This is a genomic window from Roseburia sp. (assembly GCF_041325975.1).
Classification (GTDB): Bacteria; Bacillota; Clostridia; order Lachnospirales; family Lachnospiraceae; genus Roseburia; species Roseburia rectibacter.
Genome location: NZ_JBGLEJ010000005.1, coordinates 690226 through 709282, shown reverse-complemented (window position 1 = coordinate 709282; position 19057 = coordinate 690226). Strand labels below are relative to the sequence as shown.

At 41.1% G+C, this 19057-nt stretch carries 18 protein-coding genes; 3 read left to right on the top strand and 15 right to left on the bottom strand.

Annotated elements, in window-relative coordinates:
* Window positions 1-3: 3 nt before the first annotated feature.
* The 9 genes from ACDD58_RS14680 to ACDD58_RS14640 form a co-directional block, all read right to left on the bottom strand.
* Complete coding sequence (locus tag ACDD58_RS14680) at window positions 4-273, bottom strand: YabP/YqfC family sporulation protein (RefSeq protein ID WP_006858311.1); 270 nt, start codon at window positions 271-273, stop codon at window positions 4-6.
* Between the two features lie 34 nt (window positions 274-307).
* Window positions 308-1615: a pyrimidine-nucleoside phosphorylase gene (locus tag ACDD58_RS14675; protein ID WP_370778153.1), complete on the bottom strand. Its 1308-nt coding sequence runs from the start codon at window positions 1613-1615 to the stop codon at window positions 308-310.
* Entirely contained in the window at window positions 1602-2291 is a 690-nt protein-coding gene (locus ACDD58_RS14670; protein WP_370778758.1) for a nucleotidyltransferase family protein, read from the bottom strand. The genes ACDD58_RS14675 and ACDD58_RS14670 overlap by 14 nt, the downstream gene beginning before the upstream one ends.
* 19 nt (window positions 2292-2310) lie before the next feature.
* Window positions 2311-4614: a xanthine dehydrogenase family protein molybdopterin-binding subunit gene (locus ACDD58_RS14665; RefSeq protein WP_186898786.1), complete on the bottom strand. Its 2304-nt coding sequence runs from the start codon at window positions 4612-4614 to the stop codon at window positions 2311-2313.
* Window positions 4611-5075, bottom strand: coding sequence for a (2Fe-2S)-binding protein (locus tag ACDD58_RS14660; RefSeq protein ID WP_186898787.1), 465 nt, complete (start codon window positions 5073-5075; stop codon window positions 4611-4613). The genes ACDD58_RS14665 and ACDD58_RS14660 overlap by 4 nt, the downstream gene beginning before the upstream one ends.
* Before the next feature lie 80 nt (window positions 5076-5155).
* A complete protein-coding gene (locus ACDD58_RS14655; RefSeq protein WP_117921419.1) occupies window positions 5156-5974 on the bottom strand; it encodes a xanthine dehydrogenase family protein subunit M in 819 nt (272 codons plus the stop codon).
* Between the two features lie 136 nt (window positions 5975-6110).
* Window positions 6111-6845 (bottom strand): CAP domain-containing protein, encoded by a 735-nt coding sequence (locus tag ACDD58_RS14650; RefSeq protein WP_370778150.1) that lies wholly within the window; start codon window positions 6843-6845, stop codon window positions 6111-6113.
* A gap of 156 nt (window positions 6846-7001) precedes the next feature.
* Complete coding sequence (nth, locus tag ACDD58_RS14645) at window positions 7002-7640, bottom strand: endonuclease III (protein WP_118208861.1); 639 nt, start codon at window positions 7638-7640, stop codon at window positions 7002-7004.
* 66 nt (window positions 7641-7706) lie between these two features.
* Window positions 7707-8912, bottom strand: a complete 1206-nt coding sequence (locus ACDD58_RS14640; protein ID WP_370778148.1) for a chloride channel protein — start codon at window positions 8910-8912, stop codon at window positions 7707-7709.
* Window positions 8913-9079: 167 nt separating this feature from the next.
* Between ACDD58_RS14640 and ACDD58_RS14635 the strand changes: the two genes are divergently transcribed.
* A complete protein-coding gene (locus ACDD58_RS14635) occupies window positions 9080-10606 on the top strand; it encodes a sodium/proline symporter (protein WP_118208862.1) in 1527 nt (508 codons plus the stop codon).
* Between the two features lie 58 nt (window positions 10607-10664).
* Here ACDD58_RS14635 and ACDD58_RS14630 read toward each other — a convergent pair whose 3' ends face one another.
* Window positions 10665-12188, bottom strand: coding sequence for a family 43 glycosylhydrolase (locus ACDD58_RS14630; RefSeq protein ID WP_370778146.1), 1524 nt, complete (start codon window positions 12186-12188; stop codon window positions 10665-10667).
* Window positions 12189-12255: 67 nt separating this feature from the next.
* Complete coding sequence (rlmH, locus tag ACDD58_RS14625; RefSeq protein WP_370778144.1) at window positions 12256-12747, bottom strand: 23S rRNA (pseudouridine(1915)-N(3))-methyltransferase RlmH; 492 nt, start codon at window positions 12745-12747, stop codon at window positions 12256-12258.
* Between the two features lie 159 nt (window positions 12748-12906).
* On the opposite strand from rlmH, the gene ACDD58_RS14620 reads away from it, so the two are divergent.
* Window positions 12907-13434 carry a hypothetical protein gene (locus tag ACDD58_RS14620; protein WP_241070674.1) on the top strand — a complete coding sequence of 176 codons (528 nt, stop codon included), beginning with the start codon at window positions 12907-12909 and terminating at the stop codon, window positions 13432-13434.
* A 130-nt stretch (window positions 13435-13564) separates the two neighbouring features.
* On the opposite strand, the gene ACDD58_RS14615 is transcribed toward ACDD58_RS14620, so the two are convergent.
* The gene (locus tag ACDD58_RS14615) at window positions 13565-15313 is read right to left on the bottom strand and encodes an IS1634 family transposase (protein ID WP_370778142.1); all 1749 of its coding nucleotides are present in this window, start codon (window positions 15311-15313) and stop codon (window positions 13565-13567) included.
* A 304-nt stretch (window positions 15314-15617) separates the two neighbouring features.
* Between ACDD58_RS14615 and ACDD58_RS14610 the strand changes: the two genes are divergently transcribed.
* A complete protein-coding gene (locus tag ACDD58_RS14610) occupies window positions 15618-16196 on the top strand; it encodes a xanthine phosphoribosyltransferase (RefSeq protein ID WP_186898793.1) in 579 nt (192 codons plus the stop codon).
* A gap of 79 nt (window positions 16197-16275) precedes the next feature.
* Here ACDD58_RS14610 and ACDD58_RS14605 read toward each other — a convergent pair whose 3' ends face one another.
* Genes ACDD58_RS14605 through ACDD58_RS14595 form a run of 3 tightly spaced genes read right to left on the bottom strand, consistent with a single transcriptional unit; the run spans window position 16276 to window position 19027 of the window.
* Window positions 16276-17241: a glycoside hydrolase family 43 protein gene (locus ACDD58_RS14605; RefSeq protein ID WP_370778140.1), complete on the bottom strand. Its 966-nt coding sequence runs from the start codon at window positions 17239-17241 to the stop codon at window positions 16276-16278.
* A 48-nt stretch (window positions 17242-17289) separates the two neighbouring features.
* Window positions 17290-18126 carry a carbohydrate ABC transporter permease gene (locus ACDD58_RS14600; RefSeq protein WP_118208868.1) on the bottom strand — a complete coding sequence of 279 codons (837 nt, stop codon included), beginning with the start codon at window positions 18124-18126 and terminating at the stop codon, window positions 17290-17292.
* Window positions 18127-18139: 13 nt separating this feature from the next.
* The gene (locus ACDD58_RS14595; protein WP_370778138.1) at window positions 18140-19027 is read right to left on the bottom strand and encodes a carbohydrate ABC transporter permease; all 888 of its coding nucleotides are present in this window, start codon (window positions 19025-19027) and stop codon (window positions 18140-18142) included.
* Between the last annotated feature and the right edge of the window lie 30 nt (window positions 19028-19057).

The following is a 19057-nucleotide window of genomic DNA, read 5'->3' as shown; positions in this document are numbered from 1 at the left end:
CTGTCAGTTCTCGTATTGGATCGTATCTAAAAAACCGGTAATTTTCATTTCCTCATTCGTATAATAATCGATTGCAAGATGTGAGCCGGAAATCAGTATCCTGCAGTTTTTTGTCTGTATTTTGATAAAGGAATCCTCATATTCCAGGATTCCTTTATAATTAGAAATCAGAACCTCATGCCGCCCGGTTGCAGTCACGATCGCCGCACCAAGCATCAGATCCTTCGGCAGTTCTAAACTGTTTATTATTTTTTCTTTCTGATTTTTCTTCATATATAATTGTATGAAGGAAAAAAAGATCTTATTCTCATTCGTAAATATATTCTTTTACAACTGGCTGCATTTCTTTTGGTTCATTTGAAATTTCATATGCGTGCAGTACTTTTTCGGCAGCAGTATTCATTTTTGCACGGTCATTCGCATAGATAACAGCCAGAGTATCACCGGTATTTACCTGATCGCCATTTTTCTTTTTTAAATAAATACCGACGGAAAGATCTATCTTACTGTCCTTTGTCTCACGTCCGCCACCGAGAGTCATACAGGCAATACCGATATTCTCTGCCAGAATACGGTGCACATATCCGCTGCATTCTGCTTTGACGTCGATCGAATATGCCGTTTCCGGAAATTTTGTGGTATCGTAAACATAAGATACATCACCGCCCTGGGCTTTTACAAACTCAGCCAGTTTATCAAGTGCGGCTCCGCTGTCAATGCTGTCTTGCATGAGTTTTACAGCCTCCTCATGGGAACCGGCACGCTCTGCAAAAAGCAGCATCTGCGCTCCAAGTGCAAAGACTACTTCTTTAAAATCGGAAGGTCCATGGCCTTTTAAAGTATCGATCGCCTCGATCACTTCGATGGCATTTCCGATAGCGTTTCCAAGTGGCTGATCCATATCAGTAATGACTGCTGCTGTCTTTTTTCCTGCCATTGTTCCGATTGATACCATCTCTTTTGCAAGTGCAACGGAATCTTCATATTTCTTCATGAATGCACCATTGCCGGTCTTAACATCAAGTACGATCGAATCACTGCCGGAGGCTAATTTTTTACTCATAATGGAACTTGCGATCAGTGACATCTGATCGACGGTAGCTGTGACATCCCGCAATGCGTACAACTTTTTATCTGCCGGTGCAAGGTTTGCAGTCTGGCCTGCGATCGCAATACCGATCTCACGGACATTTTTAAAAAAAGTTTCTTCCGGGAGCGCAGTCGTAAATCCCGGAAAACTCTCAAGTTTGTCAATCGTTCCGCCGGTATGGCCAAGCCCTCTTCCGGACATTTTTGCAACCGGAACTCCAAGTGATGCAACGATCGGTGTCAGGGCAAGCGATGTTTTATCGCCCACACCGCCGGTACTGTGTTTGTCAACTTTGATACCAGGAATAGAGGAAAGATCAAGTACATCCCCGCTGTCACGCATAGCAAGCGTCAGATCAACTGTTTCACGTTTACTCATTCCCTGAAAACAGATTGCCATTGTCATTGCAGACATCTGATAATCGGGAATTGTACCATCTGTAAATCCCTCTATCATAAAACGGATCTCTTCTGTGGTCAGTTCCATACCAAGTTTTTTCTTTTCAATCAGGTCATACATTCTCATGTGCATAATCCTCCCTTGTATCAATATCAACAAAAAATTCCGGCATTTCAACCGGATAAGTGAAAACATCGTCCGGATGGGAACGGATGATCTTTTTACCACCACATTCTCCGGTCAGCCTAAGCAGCTCTGCACGGTAGTTTTCAGCAAAAAGATTCGGACTTCGTAAAATGCCCTCACAGGATAATGCTCCGATTCCTTTTTTACTTTCTATAAAATCATTTAGAAAATCAAGCAGTATTTCAGCCTTTACATAAGGCTGATCTGCCTGAAAAAACATATCATAAGAAAATGAATCGCCCCCGTTTTTCATAGGAGAATCTATCGCTGCCTTTACCCCTTTTCGGATGCTTGAGGCAATCCCATCATTTTCTTCTCCCTGGTTGCGTACAATTATATAATCTTTTGGTATATTCTGACCATGTACAGTATGTTCTTTTTTTGTCAAATGATCCTGTTCGTCTGGAGTATTTTTTCTGCTGTTTTCCAATATTTCCTTACACAGTTCCTCAATCCTGTCATATGCAGTCACAACAATGAGCCTGCATGGATAACTACACATTTTCTGCAGACGAACCAGTTCCGTCAGTCCATGCAAAAACAATGGTTTCCCATGAAATTCCGTGAGCAGTTTATTGCTGCCGAAACGTCTCGCATATCCGGCAGCAAGATAGATCAGATTTATCTGTTCCGTATCAGATCACCTGCATTCCTTTTAAGATTTTCTCCGGAGTGATCGGCAGCTCATTGATCCAGACGCCGGTTGCGTTATAAACTGCATCTGCGATCGCCGGGGCCGGTGTATTGATGACGATCTCACCGATGGATTTTGCACCAAACGGACCAGTCGGTTCATAGCTGCTGTCAAATTCCACACGGATTCGGTCTGTATCCAGACGGCTTGGTACTTTATACTGCATAAAGGAATTGGAAAGATTTTTCCCGCGTTCATCGTACCAGATATCCTCGTACAGTGTCATGCCGATTCCCTGCAAAAGTCCTCCTTCTGTCTGTACCCTTGCAAGATTGGTATTTACGACAGTTCCACAGTCAACACAGGCGGTATAGTCTAACAACTCAATCGCGCCTGTTTCCGGGTCAACCTCGACTTCGGCGCAGGCTGCCATAAATGGTGGCGGTGATACCGGGGAGCTGTGTGAATAAGTAACCTCCATTGATATCTCATTATTGCACATGGACGCGGTTGCAATGTCAAAAAGGCTCATTTTAGAACCGTCTGATTCATCGATGACATTTTCTCCATCAAAAGTAAGTGCAGAAGCATCTTTATTCATACGGGCTGCTGCAAGTGCAATAATGTGTTCTCTCAACTGTTCACATGCCTTTACTGCTGCCATTCCGGTCAGATAAGTTGTACTGGATGCATAAGAACCGGAATCATATGGGGAAATATCAGTATCTACGCCGTAGACAGATATATTATCGATCGTTGTTTCTAACACATCTGCCGCAAACTGGGCAATGATCGTATCACATCCGGTACCCATATCAGTACAGCCGACTGTAATATGATACGTTCCCTCATCGCTTAATTTTACCGTGACAGAACCTACATCACAGTTTGAAATGGAAGATCCCTGCATCGCCATTGCAACTCCGCGTGCCCGGATCTTTCCATCCGGCATCACAGTACGCATGCCTTTTTCTTTCCATCCGATCATATCGGACGCTTTTAACAGACATTCTTCTAAACGGCAGCTATTTGCGGTCTCACCATAATATGCAGGCATTATATCCCCTTCATGGATCATGTTTTTCTGACGAAGTACGATTGGGTCCATAGAAAGTTTATCGGCTAATTTATTGACCGTGGACTCGACTGCAAAAATACCCTGTGTTGCGCCGTAACCACGATAAGCTCCTGCGGACATGCGGTTCGTATAGACAACCTCATACTGGAAACGGAATGCTTCTGTATGATACATTGGAATAGATTTATGTCCGCTTAATCCTACGGTAGTCGGACCATGTTCACCAAATGCTCCAGTATTAGACAGTGTATGCATATCAATGGCACGGATCGTTCCATCGGACATTGCACCCAGACGAACTCTTACTTCCATCTCATGACGCGGTGAAGATGCGATCATGGATTCTTCTCTGGTGTAGATCATTTTTGCCGGTTTGCCGGTCTTTAAGGTTACGATCGCCGGATATACTTCTGTGACAACCGTCTGTTTTGCACCAAAACCTCCACCGATACGAGGTTTGATGACACGGACTTTTGCCTTGGAAATATCAAGTGCATTTGCAACGATCCTTCTTACATGGAAAGGAATCTGTGTGGAACTGAGCACGATCAGACGTCCATAGGTATCCATATATGTACAGGTACGGAAAGTTTCCATCATACTCTGCTGCATGGCTTTGACATGATAAGTTTCGTCTAACACAATATCACAGTCTGCAATGACAGCATCCACATCTCCTTCACCATCTACGCCGGATGCGCAGAGATTTCGTTTGTTGTCAGCACCAACCGGACAGAGTGACTTCCAGTCATCCTCCGGATGAACTAAAATAGGATTATCCATTGCCGTATGGAAATCTAAAACAGCATCTAAAACCTCATAGGTCACTTTGATCCGCTTTAATGCCATATCAACTGCTTTTTCTGTTTCTCCGGCAACAATCGCAACCGGATCACCAACAAAACGGACACGTTCTTCTAATATGTATCTGTCATATGGACTTGGTTCCGGATATGTCTGCCCTGCCATGGTAAAACGACGTTTTGGAACATCCTTGTAGGTCAGCACACAGACGATACCGTCTATTTTTTCAGCAAGATCTGTGCGGATTTCTTTGATCAGTGCGTGGGCATGCGGACTTCTGAGTACCTTTACGATCAGACAGTCTTTTGGCGCTACATCATCCATATAAACTGGTTTTCCGGTCACAAGCGCCATTGCATCTTTTTTCATTACGGGAGCATTGACAAATTTTCCCGGTTTTCTTAAATTCGTACTGCTATTCATGCCATTTCCCCCATTTTAAATTTCAGGTATTCTTTAACTGCACGAAGCTGGCTCTCGTATCCGCTGCATCTGCAGAGATTTCCGGCAAGGTATTCTTTCATATCCTCCTCAGTCGGATTATCTAACTCGTCCTCCATCGCAAGTACATTCATGATAAATCCCGGATTACAGAAACCACACTGTTCTCCACCCTGTTTTGCAAGGTAAGTACCAAATTCTCTTGCGCGTTCTTCCACACCTTCTAAGGTGGTGATATGTGTACCGTCTGCCCTTGCTGCTAATACGGAACAGGAAAGCACCGGTTTGTGGTCAATCCATACGGTACACAGACCACAGTTAGATGTTTCACAGCCCCTTTTTACGCTGTAACAGCCCTCAGACCGGACAAATTCCAAAAGCGGCAGATCTGCTGCGATCTCACGCGTGATCTCACGCTCATTCAACCATACATGTATTTTCATCTTATTATTTGTTCTCCATTTCTGATATTATCTTTTTATCATCAAAGACTTTCATACCTTTTTGACACCAGAGCCTGTCTTTATTCTCCAAAAGAACAGATTGCCCTGCGGATCAGCACGCCTGCAACATGTTTCCTGTAATCGGCACCGGCTCTGCGGTTGCTCCCATAGGTAAACTGATCTGCGCACCAGATGGCAAGTTCTTTGACCAGTGTCTCATCTTTTTCAAATCCCTTCGGAAACTGTTTTCCAAAACCATCCGGTTTCGCGGAGCTAAGTGGCAGTTCTATCAATCCGGCATGAACCGGTCTTGCCCCGATACTCACATGCAGACTGTCATCATATTCAGACACCGCACATGCAATCACCGGGAAATCAGTAGCTGTATTACGCTGGCTTAAATAGGCGATACGGATCGGCTTTTTTGCCACATGAAGTGCAATTAAAATATCGTTGTCATATGGCATATCAACAAAATCTTTTAAGGGAACCATACCTGCATGATACAGTTCGACCTGCGTATCCATTGCAAGAAATACCGTCAGCACATCGGAAAAGCCGAAACGCCCGAAAATACTGCCTCCAACCGTTGCACAGTTGCGGAACTGTACGCCGACAATATGGCGGACACTCTCACGAATCGCTCCGTTGGTATATGCGGCAAGTCCCACATGTTTTTCTATTTCACGTAAGGATGTCATGGCACCGATGACAAATTCTGTTTCCGTCTCAGTGATCTTATCAAGTCCAAGTCCCGACAGATCGATCGCTGTTGAAATCCTGCGGTCACCGATCTTCATCCAGACACCACCGGCGATAATCTTATTATTTTTTTTCTGATTCAGCTCATATGCTTCTTCTAAACTTTCTACCTTACGGTATTCATTGATCGTTAACATTGATTCCTCCTATGTGTACGCATAAAAAAGCGCTACCTATATTATACTGTACGGAAGTACCTGCGTCAAACAGGAATACGGGATTACAACAAAATAATGAGGTACTGAAATATCCAGTACCTCATCAATCATTCTTTTAATAAGTAAACAGTTGCGTCCAGTAAGGTGTTCCCTGCCCATTGGTACGGTAGCCGACACCAAGTTTTTTAAAGTTCGGGTTTAAAATATTTGCGCGGTGCCCCTCACTGTTCATCCATGCATTCATAACAGTTTCCGGTGTTTTCTGTCCCCATGCGATATTTTCTCCGGCTCCGCGGTAGGTAATGCCAAGATCTGTGATCGCTGTTCCAAAAGTTCTTCCATCCGGTCTTGTGTGGGAAAATGATTTTTCAATCTCTATGGAACGTGTTGCTGCGGCTGCTGCTACCGTATCATCCCAAATCAGTTCATTTAGTCCGGCTTTTTTCCGCTCTGCATTAACCAGCTTTAAAACCTGTTTTACGTAAGAAATTTCCGCAAGATCCTCTTTTGGCTGTTCATCGCCGGATGTGTTGCCACCCGGCTGATTTTCTTCAGGTTTCTCCGGCGTATCCGGCTTTTCTGGTGTACCAGGTGTCTGATCGTCTTTGTCGTCTTCTGGTATTTCCGGTGTACATTCTCCCGGCAGGACGATTGCCGGAAATCGGTCGCATATTTTTTTTAATAAGTCATTGACAGAATCTGCCTCAAAAGAATTCCACTGATCAGCAGCACAGTCTTTTTCAAAAACCGAGATATTCACACGGTTTGCGGATGCTGCTTCTACCGGTGCAGACACACTCAGTGTAATTCCAAGTGCTGCTGTAAATGCCAATAGTATCTGTTTCTTCATGATAATCCTCCATTTTGCTGTCATTTCATAAATGTAATGTAACAGTTTGATATGTTACGTATTTGTTTTAAAACTATTACATTTTTGTTACAAACAGAAGAATATCATAATTCATAACTGCATCCAACCGGTAACATCTGGCATTTCTGGTAATTTTTACTCGACTCCCGCCTTTTTGCAGATATCATTCAGGCAGCAACGGTCACAAAATGGTTTTGTCCGTGCTGTACATACCTCACGTCCATGATATACAAAGCGGTGGCACAGATCACTGCCCTCCTCCGGCGGAATGATCTTCCAGAGTTCCATCTCTACTTTTTTCGGTTCTTTGATGCCATCCACAAGACCGATGCGGTTTGAAAGACGGATACAGTGCGTGTCAGTTACGATCGCAGGTTTTCCGAATACATCTCCCATGATCAGGTTTGCACTCTTTCTTCCCACACCTGGAAGTTTTAAAAGTGCGTCAAAATCATCTGGTACATTTCCACCATACTGCTCCCATAAAATCTTCATACAGGCACTGATATCTTTTGCCTTGCTCTTTCCGAGACCGCAGGGTCTTACAATTTCTTCGATCTCTTCCACCGGTGCATCGGCAAGTGCTTTTACATCCGGAAATTTTTCATATAATTTTTCCACGACGACATTTACTCTTGCGTCGGTACACTGTGCCGCTAAACGGACACTGACTAAAAGTTTCCACGCCTGATCATAGGTAAGACTGCATCCGGCATCCGGGTATTCTTTTTTCAGACGTTCGATCACTTCTTTGGCAAGTTCTTTTTTTCTCATGATGCTCCTCACTTTTATCGTTAAAACTTCTTTTATTTTACCATAAAACACTGCATTTAAACAACTTTATCCATTCACTTCCTGCGCCCCGTAAATAGACTTATTTCCATTTACCAGATATGCAATCATACACACGATAAAAAATGGAATCATATCATTGCTTCCAAACACTTCGAGTCCGATCAGAACCGGCGCAAAAAGTGTGTTTGTTGCACCCGCAAATACCGCTGCATATCCAAGCGCTGCGCAATGAACCGGAGAAAGTCCAAGGATTTCTCCCAAAACGATACCAAGGGATGCACCGATAGAAAATAAAGGTGTGACTTCCCCTCCCTGAAATCCGATTGCAAGAGTTAAGACCGTGAGAAGCAATTTTAAGATCCAGTCATAAGTATAAATATTCCCATCTGAAAATGCAGCAGAGATCAGATTTGTCCCCAGTCCGCTGTATCTCCCATTGTAAAGCAATAGCAAAATCAATGCTAACGGAATCGATATCACACCGATCCTGACATATGGATTCTTCAGATTTTCTCCAAAAAATTTTTTTAACTGTGCAATAAGAAACGAAAATAACCTGCCTGTCAGTCCGAAAATAATTCCAAGTACAACAAGCCGGACTGCGATACTGCCATCTGATATTTTAACCGCGTCCTGAAGTGGTACATAAAATTTTTCCAGTCCCAGCATATGCGAAGTAAATGCTGCTGTGTAAGATGCTATCAGTGCCGGCAGCAGTGCATGATACTGCATTTTTCCTGCAACGATCACTTCCATGGAAAAGAATACTGCGGCAAACGGCGTCTGAAATAAACCGCCAAAGCCTGCCGCCATACCTGTGATCAGCATAATCCGGCTGTCTTTCGGAAGATGAAATCTGTGCCCCAGTGCATGTGATAACGTTGCACCGATCTGTACAGCGACACCCTCGCGGCCGGCACTTCCTCCAAATAAATGTGTGATCCACGTTCCAGACATGACCAATGGAATCAGAACCAGTGGGATATCCTCTCTTTTCTTCTGTCCGGTTTCAAAAACAAGTGTCATTCCCTTTAAACTTGTTTCGCTGAAACGATAATAAAGCCAGGTGATCAAAAGACCTGCAAGCGGCAGAAACGGTATCAGAAACAGATAATGCTCCATCCGGAAATCGGAGATTGCAAGCAGTCCTCTGCCAAATACGGCATCAATGATTCCAACCAGCACACCGGTCAAAACGGCAAGTGATACATATTTCAAAAATAAAATAAATGATTGTAATTTTTTCTCCATAAATTTTGTTCCCTTCATTTAACTTTCACTATCATCCTACGAATACAAAAGCATGTCAACAAAAAAAGTTTTACATTACAACTTTATTGTGATACAGTATTGCAGTAATGTTTTATTCATGATATACCAGCAAAAATTTTTACAAACAGACAAAGGAGAGTTTTGTTATGACAGGACAAACGATAGGGCTGCTGCTCGTCATGATCATTTATCTGATCCTGATGGTGGGGATCGGTGTGATCTATTCGAAAAAGAACAATGATGTATCTGACTTTTATTTAGGTGGCCGGAAATTAGGACCGATCGTAACGGCAATGAGTGCGGAGGCTTCTGATATGAGCAGCTGGCTTCTGATGGGACTGCCGGGTGTTGCCTATCTTTCCGGTTGTGCCGAAGCAGGCTGGACAGCGATCGGACTTGCGATCGGTACTTATCTTAACTGGCTGATCGTTGCAAAACGTCTGCGCCGTTACACGCACAAGGCAAATAATTCCATCACACTTCCTGCTTTCTTTGAAAACAGATACCGTGACAAAAGTCATGCACTGATGGCGATCTCTGCTATTATGATCGTTATTTTCTTTGTACCATACACTGCTTCCGGATTTGCCGCATGTGGAAAATTATTTTCTACGCTGTTTGGGATTTCCTATCTTCCGGCAATGATCGTCAGTGCCATCGTTATTGTTTTATATACCACGCTTGGCGGATTTCTTGCTGCAAGCATGACTGACCTGATCCAGAGTATTATTATGACGATCGCACTTTTGATCGTCGTATTTTTCGGTATTCACACAGCCGGTGGACTGGATGCAGTTATCACAAATGCAAAATCCATGAGTGGATATTTAAGCCTGACTTCCTCTTATGACCCTGCAACCGGTGTGTCTGTGCCATATAAGGGACTGACGATCGCTTCCACGCTTGCCTGGGGACTTGGATATTTTGGTATGCCTCATATTCTGCTTCGTTTTATGGGAATCGAAGATGAAAACAAATTAAAAACCTCCAGAAGAATTGCATCCGTATGGGTTGTTATTTCCATGTTTGTGGCTATATTTATCGGTATCATCGGTTCTGCAATGACAAAATCAGGTGCTCTTGAATTATTTGAAACTTCCTCACAGTCAGAAACTCTGATCGTAAGGACAGCTGTTCTTTTAAGCGATCACGGCGTTTTGACTGTTATTATGGCTGGTCTGATCCTTGCCGGAATCCTTGCAAGTACCATGTCAACATCAGATTCCCAGCTTTTAGCCGCATCCTCATGTGTTTCACAAAACCTTTTCTGTGACTGCATGGGACTAAAGCTGTCAAAAAAATCCTCCATGCTCATGGCAAGACTTACGGTTATCGTGATCGCTGTTATTGGTGTTTTCCTTGCAAGAAATCCGGATAGTTCGGTATTCCGTATCGTCTCTTTTGCATGGGCTGGATTTGGTGCAACCTTTGGTGCCGTTATGCTGTTTTCCTTATTCTGGAAACGCACGAATCGGAATGGCGCACTTGCAGGTATGATCGTTGGCGGTGTTATGGTGTTCGTATGGAAATACCTGATCGCTCCGCTTGGAGGGCTGTTTGGAATTTATGAACTGCTTCCGGCATTCATATGTTCCGCATTTGCGATTGTTGTTGTCAGCCTTTTGACTGCACCACCTTCACAGGAAATCATTGATGAATTTGAGAGCGTATAATGAAATCTTCATAAAAAATAGTCCGGACTTTTAGATCAATAAGCTCGGACTATTTTCATTATCTGTCTGTTCCCTGTTTCCAGTATAAATTTGTAAACTGGGCTTTCTGTTTCTGATCCTCATTTGGATTGACTGCATACATGCCCATCACAACTCCGGTAAATCCTCCTGCAACTTCTGAGGATAAGTATTTTGTACGTGCACTTCCAAGCAAAATTTCCTCTTCATTTATGATTCCATAAAAATGATACTGCGCTGCATCAGATACCACTTTTAAAGTAATCTGTGCATCTTCCGGCAGTTCTATTTCTTTTGCTGTCATAACCGCATCTCCGATCCGCAGACGCAGGATCAATGTACGCTTTTTCTCTTTGCACAAAACAGCAAGATCATAATGATGTTCCTCTGACAGATAAAATGTGATGCCTGCTTCGGGAGAATTGCCGGTAAGTGAAACGGTAAGTTCTGTATCAAACTCCGACTGACGGACTCCTAAAAATGTTGGTGACTCAGTATCATTTAGTGTAAAACGGTTACCCAAAAGTGTCACACTGTTTTCAGTAAATTCATAACATTCCGGATGATATTCACGGAGATGACAAAAACGCTGCGGTTCGTTTTTTATTGTTTCAAAAGAAACATCATACCGTTCATTTATCTTCTGTTCTGAAGTTTTTAATGGCAGATCCATCACAGTCTGCACTGTTCCGTCCACACCTGCCGTAAACCATCCGTTCTTATCCCAGGTAACAGGAACCAAAAACACTTCACGTCCTAAATGATGGAACGGCATCCAGTCACTCTGGATACGGAATCCAAGACATACCATAAAAGTTTCTCCATATGGCGTCTCTATGAGATCACCATGACCGATTCCCTGTATATGATTTTCATTACCACCCAGATTCCGGTTGGTAAGTACCGGATTTTGGGCATACGCTTCAAATGGTCCATAAGGATCTTTTGACCTTGCATAAGTTACCATATGGCCATATTCCGTACCACCTTCTGCAACCATAAGATAATACCAGTCCCCAAAATGATACATATGCGGTGATTCAATATAACGGCCGCCGCTTCCCTTCCAGATCGGTCTGCTTTCTGTCAGACGTTTTCCGGTTGTGATATCGATCTCACACTGGAAAATACAGCCTCTTCCATCTGATTCATCCGTTCCATTGCTGATAAAATAAACTTTGTCTCCTTCAAAATACAAAGACGGATCAATACCGCCCTGATCCACAAAAACGGGATCCGACCATTCGCTGTAGATATCGTCTGTATAGACATAAAAATTTTTCTGATAGGTATTGTTGTTGGTAACCATATAGAACCGTCCGTTATGGAAGCGGATCGTCGGTGCGAACACCCCGCCGGAACCGGGAACCTGATATAAATTGACCTGGCTTTTTCTGGTAAGGCAATGACCGATCGGTTTCCAGTTTAACAGATCATCGCTTTCAAATAATGGAACCCCCGGAAAATATTCAAACGAACTGCAGGCAAGATAATATTTGCCGTTTGCACTGCAGATACTTGGATCCGGGTAAAACCCCCGGACAACTGGATTTTGTACTTTCATGTTTACCTCTCCTTTGACAGCAGTTTAGGACAGGCTTCTCATTTCAAAGACACTCCCACTGACTGCATTATTTATGATACGGTTCGCCATTCATAATCCGGTAACTGCGGTAAATCTGCTCTAGCAGGACCACACGCATAAGCTGATGCGGAAACGTCATTTTCGAAAAACTGAGTTTAAAATCAGCACGTTTTAGCAGGTTTTCAGACATACCGAGCGATCCGCCGATCAGAAAAATGATCTGGCTGATCCCGGAAGTTCCGAGATTTTCAATCTTTTTCGATAACTCCACGGAATCTAACTCCTTACCATCGATTGCAAGGGCAAAGATATATGCACCCTCTTTTGCTTCTTTATCGAGACGCGTCAGGATACGCTCTGCTTCTTTTTCTCTGATCTGGTTTTCTGCCGTATCACTTGCATTTTCCGGTGTCTTTTCGTCAGCGACTTCTATGATGTCTAATTTACAGTAACGGCTTAATCGTTTGCTGTATTCTGCAATTGCATCCCTGTAAAACTTTTCTTTGATCTTTCCTACACATAAAATTGTAACTTTCATAGTTCCTCACATAGTTTTATTTATGCTCTCCACGGAATTATGCTGCGAACTCATTTATCCTTATTCTAGCAAATCCGCTTGCATGCATCTACATTATAATTTATACTAAAACTACTTGAAAAACAATAGATGTTCATTCATCTGGAAATGAGGAAAATTATGTCACAGGAACCATTTGATATCAGCAACAATGCAGCCGAGAGCAACTTAGCACCGTCTCACGCATATGTATCAAAGAAAACAAAAAAAGAAGATGTCACATCCACTGCATATACATTTACAATTGTAAGTGTCGTTGGATTTATTCTTCTGATCTTATTCGGACTCGATCTGCTTCCTTTTCAAAGTGCTGCTTACTCTAAAACAATGATCCTTATTGTTATGGGTGTGATGTTTGCTATTTTTCTTTTTGTCGGCATACATTCATTTATGGAATTAAAATCTCTTTCAAACGCCGCTGACCGTGAGGAACAGCAGTTTGAAGAAATCTGTCAGTGGTTTTTAGATACATATACGGCAGAAAAAATCAATGCAGATGCCGGTATCTCAGATGAATCTGAAGAGCAGAATTATTTTTTGCGTTATGAAATCATGAAGGGATTGCTTCTTGAAAAATATCCGCAGACGAATGCCTCACTTATTGATCACATCATAGAAACAATTTATGATAAAATATTTTTGGCATAGTGCTTTTTTCTGTCAGATATATGTGTTATAATCTCATTTTTGACAGTTGATTAGTTAATAAAGTGCCACAATCCCTGTAAATACAAGGGGTGTGGCACTTTTATCTGCATACACGAAATATAGTAATGTTTTATCTCCGCTTACTTTTTTTCTGAATTCCTTTTATTTTCCGTTTTGTTATGAATTGATAGTCCGTTCTGAATCCGCAGGTTTCATGGAGATCGTCAGTGATTTCCTGACGCTCATATACCGGCATGAAGCCCTGTTCTTCTATATCCGTAAATTTTATGTCTTTTAAAGTGTGAAGTAATTGTTCTGTGGTATAAGTCCCTTTCAAGGAGCGGTTTAATAACCGGAAATGTAACAGAGCAAGAAAACAGGTAAGAAAATGAGCCTTAATTCGGTCTTCACGGTTTAAGTAAACGGGTCTGGCTTCAAAGTCTGTTTTCATAGTTCTGAAACAGTCTTCAATCTGCCATCTTCCTTCACTGACTTTTAAGATATCTGCAACGTTATCATCAAGCAGGTCTGTACATACCGCATAAAGCCCGTCATACATTTCTTCTTCAGCAATCTTATCCGTATCGAGATAATAGTGGATATTAGCTTTTTCTCCTTCGTTGGTTACAGCTACCTTATTTACAAATCTTGCAGGATCATTTGGATTTTTGCGCTGTTTTTTTAGAGAGCCATTTGCAACCATTTTTTCTGCCCGACAGATCTGCTCCGCACGGATGGATTTCTGATAAGCGGCATATTTAGGGGAGTAGGTTATGATCAATCTTTGATCCAGTTTTTTTGTTGTAAATGGTTCGTCTTTATAATAAAGCTGGTTCTTGTCATCATCTGTCAGTTTTGTGAGGTCAACAGGTTTATCATCTGAGAGACGTTTAAAGCCAGTTTTCTTTAAAGCCCATGCCCGGTCTTCAGCAGGCAGCTTTTTGATGGACTGAGTGACAATAAATGCCCTCTGTCCCATGTGATTAAGAACACGGTTATCCTCAGAAGCAAGTCCGGCGTCACTGCAATAGATAAACTTATCACAGCCGAATTGTTGGAGAATCTTTGTTTCTAAAGGTTTTAAGGATTTCTGCTCATTTTGGTTTCCAGGAAAGAGTGAGAAAGCCAAAGGTATTCCGTCACCATCCGTAAAGAGACCCATTTGAATAATGGGATTCGGACGGTGCTCTTTGCTTTTTCCGTATTTTTTATCTCCATTTTCCTGTTCGATTTCAAAGTAGTAGTTTGTGCAATCATAATAAAGGATCCGATCCATTCTGTCACCGAGAAAAAAGCTATTTTTATAAACTTCTGATTGAATAAAATCCATTTCAGAAGCAAGAACAGAAAGAGCTCGGTACACATCATGAAGTTCATAAGTGGGAGGCTCAAGGAACTGTTTTGCTGCTCGGAAAGAAGAACTTTTGCTGGAAGGTTCTAGAACCCTTGTATAAATTAAATCAGATAAAATCGAATTAAGATCATACTCGAATTTATGTCGGCTTTTGATTTTTCGGCAGACAGAATCGAGCTTAAGTCCATAGTAAATAGACTGAAGAAAAAGATATCCGCCAGAAAAAAGTTTCTGCTTATTATAGTCCATGAGTCTGTTGGAATGAAATGGGATCATGACAGTAGCATCCTCTTTTTCACTTTTATATTTCAGTGTTTCAAGACGAGCCTGTTCATTTGCCCATTCAACAACTCCGTCACGATCCGTGTGGAGCTGCGCTGATAATTCAGCTAACGTACCTAATTTTCGGATGGTTTTGGAAGTACTTTTCCCATTGGCATTTGTATAGGACTGAGTGATGTAAAAGGACTCAGAATTTTTTGATTTTGATGTTGTTATACGCACAATAATCACCTCTGTCACCATTATACCACATATCACTAAATATTACTATATAATAAAAATAAAAATTTGACAAAAAAATAAGCCTATTTCAAGGCTTTGCGGTACTTTTTTGCATTTCAATGTGTCAAACTCCCGAGCAGAATTATTTTTTGCGTTATGAAATCATGAAGGGATTGCTTCTTGAAAAATATCCGCAGACGAATGCCTCACTTATTGATCACATCATAGAAACAATTTATGATAAAATATTTTTGGCATAGTGCTTTTTTCTGTCAGATATATGTGTTATAATGGACAAAATATTTGAATATATGAGGTGGCTATTGTGAAAATACTTGAAGAGAAGATTCTTTCTGAAGGAATTGCAGTCAATGAAGATATTTTAAAGGTAGACAGTTTTGTAAACCATCAGGTAGATCCTGTTTTGATGCAGCAGATCGGTGAGGCATTTGCCGAACATTATAAAGATTGCGGAGTAACAAAAGTTGTAACGATCGAAAGTTCCGGTATTGCTCCGGCTCTTATGACAGCACTGGCACTGAATGTTCCAATGATCATTTTAAAGAAACAGCCTTCTAAGGTATTAAATGATAATCTGTTTCAGACAGTAATCACTTCTTTTACCAAGGGGACAAGCTATGAACTGACCTTATCCCAGCAGTTTATCAATGAAAATGACCATGTATTGATCGTGGATGATTTTCTTGCAAACGGCGAAGCTGCAACAGGAGCAATCCGCCTGCTGCGCAAAGCACATGCAACGATCGCCGGAGTCGGTATCCTGATTGAAAAATCATTCCAGCCGGGACGCGGAAAATTAATGGAACAGGGCATTGATGTATACTCTCTCGCCCGCATCAGTAAACTTGGAAAAGATCTGATTGAATTTATTCCGGAAGAATAATAGAAAATATAAATAGCGGTAAGAAAATATGCCATCAGGCTTTTTTCTTACCGCTATATTTAAATAGAAGAGAATCTACTTATGGTTTTATAGTCTGAATCGTTCCGTCCTCATTATATTGAAGTTCACAGTATTTCACACAGCGCATACTGTTAACTCCTCCGGACAACTCACAGTCATGATAAAAAAGATACCATTTTTCACCAACCTGTACGATGGAATGATGTGTTGTCCAGCCGAGTACCGGTTCTAAAATTACACCTTTGTACTGAAATGGTCCCATAGGATCGTCTCCGACAGCATAAACAATTTTATGTGTAGTTCCTGTCGAATAGGAAAAATAATATTTTCCCTGATATTTGTGCATCCATGGTCCTTCAAAATATCTCCGGTCTTCGTCTCCTGCTTTTAAAGGCTCTCCATTTTCATCTAAAATGACAATTTCTTTTACATCTTCTGCAAAGCCAAGCATATCATCTCTTAATCTCGCAACTCTTGGTCCAACTGCATTTTCATCCGGATCTGGTTCTGTGGCATTTTCATCAAATACTCCGGTTTTCCATTTTTCCAGTTGTCCGCCCCATAAGCCGCCAAAATAAATATATGCCTCATTATCATCATCTACCAGTACAGCAGGATCTATGCTGAAACTTCCTTCTATATAGTTTTTCTCCGAGATAAATTTTCCGGCAGGTTTATCGGATACTGCAACACCGATACGGAAAATGCCTTCCTTATCACGTGCCGGGAAAAAGAGATAATATTTTCCATTTTTATATGCCGCATCCGGTGCCCACATTTGTTTTGATACCCATGGAACTTCATCCATATGCAATACTTCACCACAGTCAACACATTCACTGTCTACATTATCCATACAGAGAATGTGATAATCTTCCATATTATACTGGTCTCCATTGTCATTGTCTTCACATTCATGCTGCAGATCGTGTGAAGGATAAATATAAATTTTTCCTTCAAATACATGTGCAGATGGATCTGCAGTATAAATATTTTTTACCAGTGGTTGTTTTTGTTTTGCCATTCTTTTTCTCCTTCAAATCTTTTTATGATCATTTATATCATGCTAACATCAGCCTTTTACAGCACCCGCAGTCAGTCCGTCTACGATCTGGTTGCTAAAACAGCAGTAAACAATGATTGTCGGCAGGATTGCAATGATAATCGCAGCAAACATCTGTGTATAATTTGTATTATAAGGTCCTACAAACTTGGATAATGCTACCGGCAGTGTTTTTTTTGCGTCATCTGAGATAAATACCATTGCTAAAAGAAGTTCATTCCAGTTCCCGACGAATGCCATCAATGCTGTTACAAAAATACCTGTTTTGGATAATGGCAATGCAATGGATGTAAATATTTTATAAATAGAGCATCCATCTATGCAGGCAGCCTCAAACATTTCATTTGGCATATTTTTGAAAAATCCTGTCATAATAAAAATTGTTGTAGGCAGTGATACTACGGTATAAGGTATGATCAAACCAAGCAGACTGTTATATAAATGCATATTTGAAAATGTTTTAAATAATGGTATTAAAATACAGTGGATCGGAATCATCATTCCGATCAGGAAATATGTCATAACTGCACCGGACATTTTAAAACGCAGTCTTCCGAGTGCAAAACTTGCCATACAGCCTATGATAATATTAAGGATTAATGCGGTAACACATACAATAGCTGAATTTAAGGTTGCAATACCAAGTTTTCCGGCAGTCCATGCAAAAATAAAGTTTCCAAGCTGGATTTCTTCGGGCAATGCAAATGGACTTTTAAAAATTTCTGTATTCGTTTTCAGCGAGACAAAAAACATCCATACCAATGGTGCTAAATAAAGAAAAGCCATCAATACAAGAAATATATATATCACGATTTTCCATGCCAGTGCTTTTTTATTTCCTTTCATGTAAATTTCCCCCTTACATTTCATAGTTTTCTACTTTTACAAACTTATTAATGAAAAATGTAACCAACAGACATAAAATTAAAAGCACAACACCGATCGCACTTGCATATCCGTATTTAAAATATTTAAATCCCTGCGTATAAAGATGTGTTGCAAGAACTTCCGTCTGATGATTTGGTCCGGCTTCTGTCATGTTAAAGATCAGATCAAAGAATTTTAATGCGCCAATGCAGTTTAAGGACATTGCAATCGCCATCATTGGACGGATCAATGGCATGGTAACATACCAGAAAGCTTTTGTTTTAGTTGCTCCGTCGATATAGGCAGCTTCATAAAGTGATTTATCGATTCCTGATATCTGTGCCATATAAAGCATCATAGATTGTCCTACATACTGCCACAATGCAACAAATGCGATCACTTTCATCGGAAGTGTAATATATCCGCTGACATCCATCAGCCAGAGTGGTCCTTCTATTCCCCATGTTGCAAGAACCTGATTGATACCAAGTTTTGGTGTAAAAATAAACATCCATAACAGTCCGAGTGCTGCTGATGAAAGTACACATGGCAGATAATATATATTCTTAAAAAGGTTTCTTCCTTTTTTTATATTCGTAAGTAATGCTGCTAAAAAAAGACCAACAACAAGTTGTGATACTACGGAAAAAATCATAAAAAATATTGAATTTTTCAATGCGATCTGCATGGTTGTATCTTTCGTAAACAATTTAATATAATTTCCAAATCCGATAAATTCGGGGTTCGATAACGCATCCCAATCACAGAGAGAATAATAAATCGACTGGCAGATTGGTATAAATAATACCAGGGTAAAGAGAATTATTCCCGGTGCAAGAAACAGACAGATGGCTTTTTTATCCCGTAATAGTTTATCCATAAAATTTCCCCCATCAACACATTCATTCTA

Coding starts and splice junctions, on each gene's coding strand:
- ACDD58_RS14680 (WP_006858311.1), bottom strand. CDS start 273: ATGAAGAAAAATCAGAAAGAAAAAATAATAAACAGTTTAGAACTGCCG.
- ACDD58_RS14675 (WP_370778153.1), bottom strand. CDS start 1,615: ATGAGAATGTATGACCTGATTGAAAAGAAAAAACTTGGTATGGAACTG.
- ACDD58_RS14665 (WP_186898786.1), bottom strand. CDS start 4,614: ATGAATAGCAGTACGAATTTAAGAAAACCGGGAAAATTTGTCAATGCT.
- ACDD58_RS14660 (WP_186898787.1), bottom strand. CDS start 5,075: ATGAAAATACATGTATGGTTGAATGAGCGTGAGATCACGCGTGAGATC.
- ACDD58_RS14655 (WP_117921419.1), bottom strand. CDS start 5,974: ATGTTAACGATCAATGAATACCGTAAGGTAGAAAGTTTAGAAGAAGCA.
- ACDD58_RS14650 (WP_370778150.1), bottom strand. CDS start 6,845: ATGAAGAAACAGATACTATTGGCATTTACAGCAGCACTTGGAATTACA.
- nth (WP_118208861.1), bottom strand. CDS start 7,640: ATGAGAAAAAAAGAACTTGCCAAAGAAGTGATCGAACGTCTGAAAAAA.
- ACDD58_RS14640 (WP_370778148.1), bottom strand. CDS start 8,912: ATGGAGAAAAAATTACAATCATTTATTTTATTTTTGAAATATGTATCA.
- ACDD58_RS14635 (WP_118208862.1), top strand. CDS start 9,080: ATGACAGGACAAACGATAGGGCTGCTGCTCGTCATGATCATTTATCTG.
- ACDD58_RS14630 (WP_370778146.1), bottom strand. CDS start 12,188: ATGAAAGTACAAAATCCAGTTGTCCGGGGGTTTTACCCGGATCCAAGT.
- rlmH (WP_370778144.1), bottom strand. CDS start 12,747: ATGAAAGTTACAATTTTATGTGTAGGAAAGATCAAAGAAAAGTTTTAC.
- ACDD58_RS14620 (WP_241070674.1), top strand. CDS start 12,907: ATGTCACAGGAACCATTTGATATCAGCAACAATGCAGCCGAGAGCAAC.
- ACDD58_RS14615 (WP_370778142.1), bottom strand. CDS start 15,313: ATGGTGACAGAGGTGATTATTGTGCGTATAACAACATCAAAATCAAAA.
- ACDD58_RS14605 (WP_370778140.1), bottom strand. CDS start 17,241: ATGGCAAAACAAAAACAACCACTGGTAAAAAATATTTATACTGCAGAT.
- ACDD58_RS14600 (WP_118208868.1), bottom strand. CDS start 18,126: ATGAAAGGAAATAAAAAAGCACTGGCATGGAAAATCGTGATATATATA.
- ACDD58_RS14595 (WP_370778138.1), bottom strand. CDS start 19,027: ATGGATAAACTATTACGGGATAAAAAAGCCATCTGTCTGTTTCTTGCA.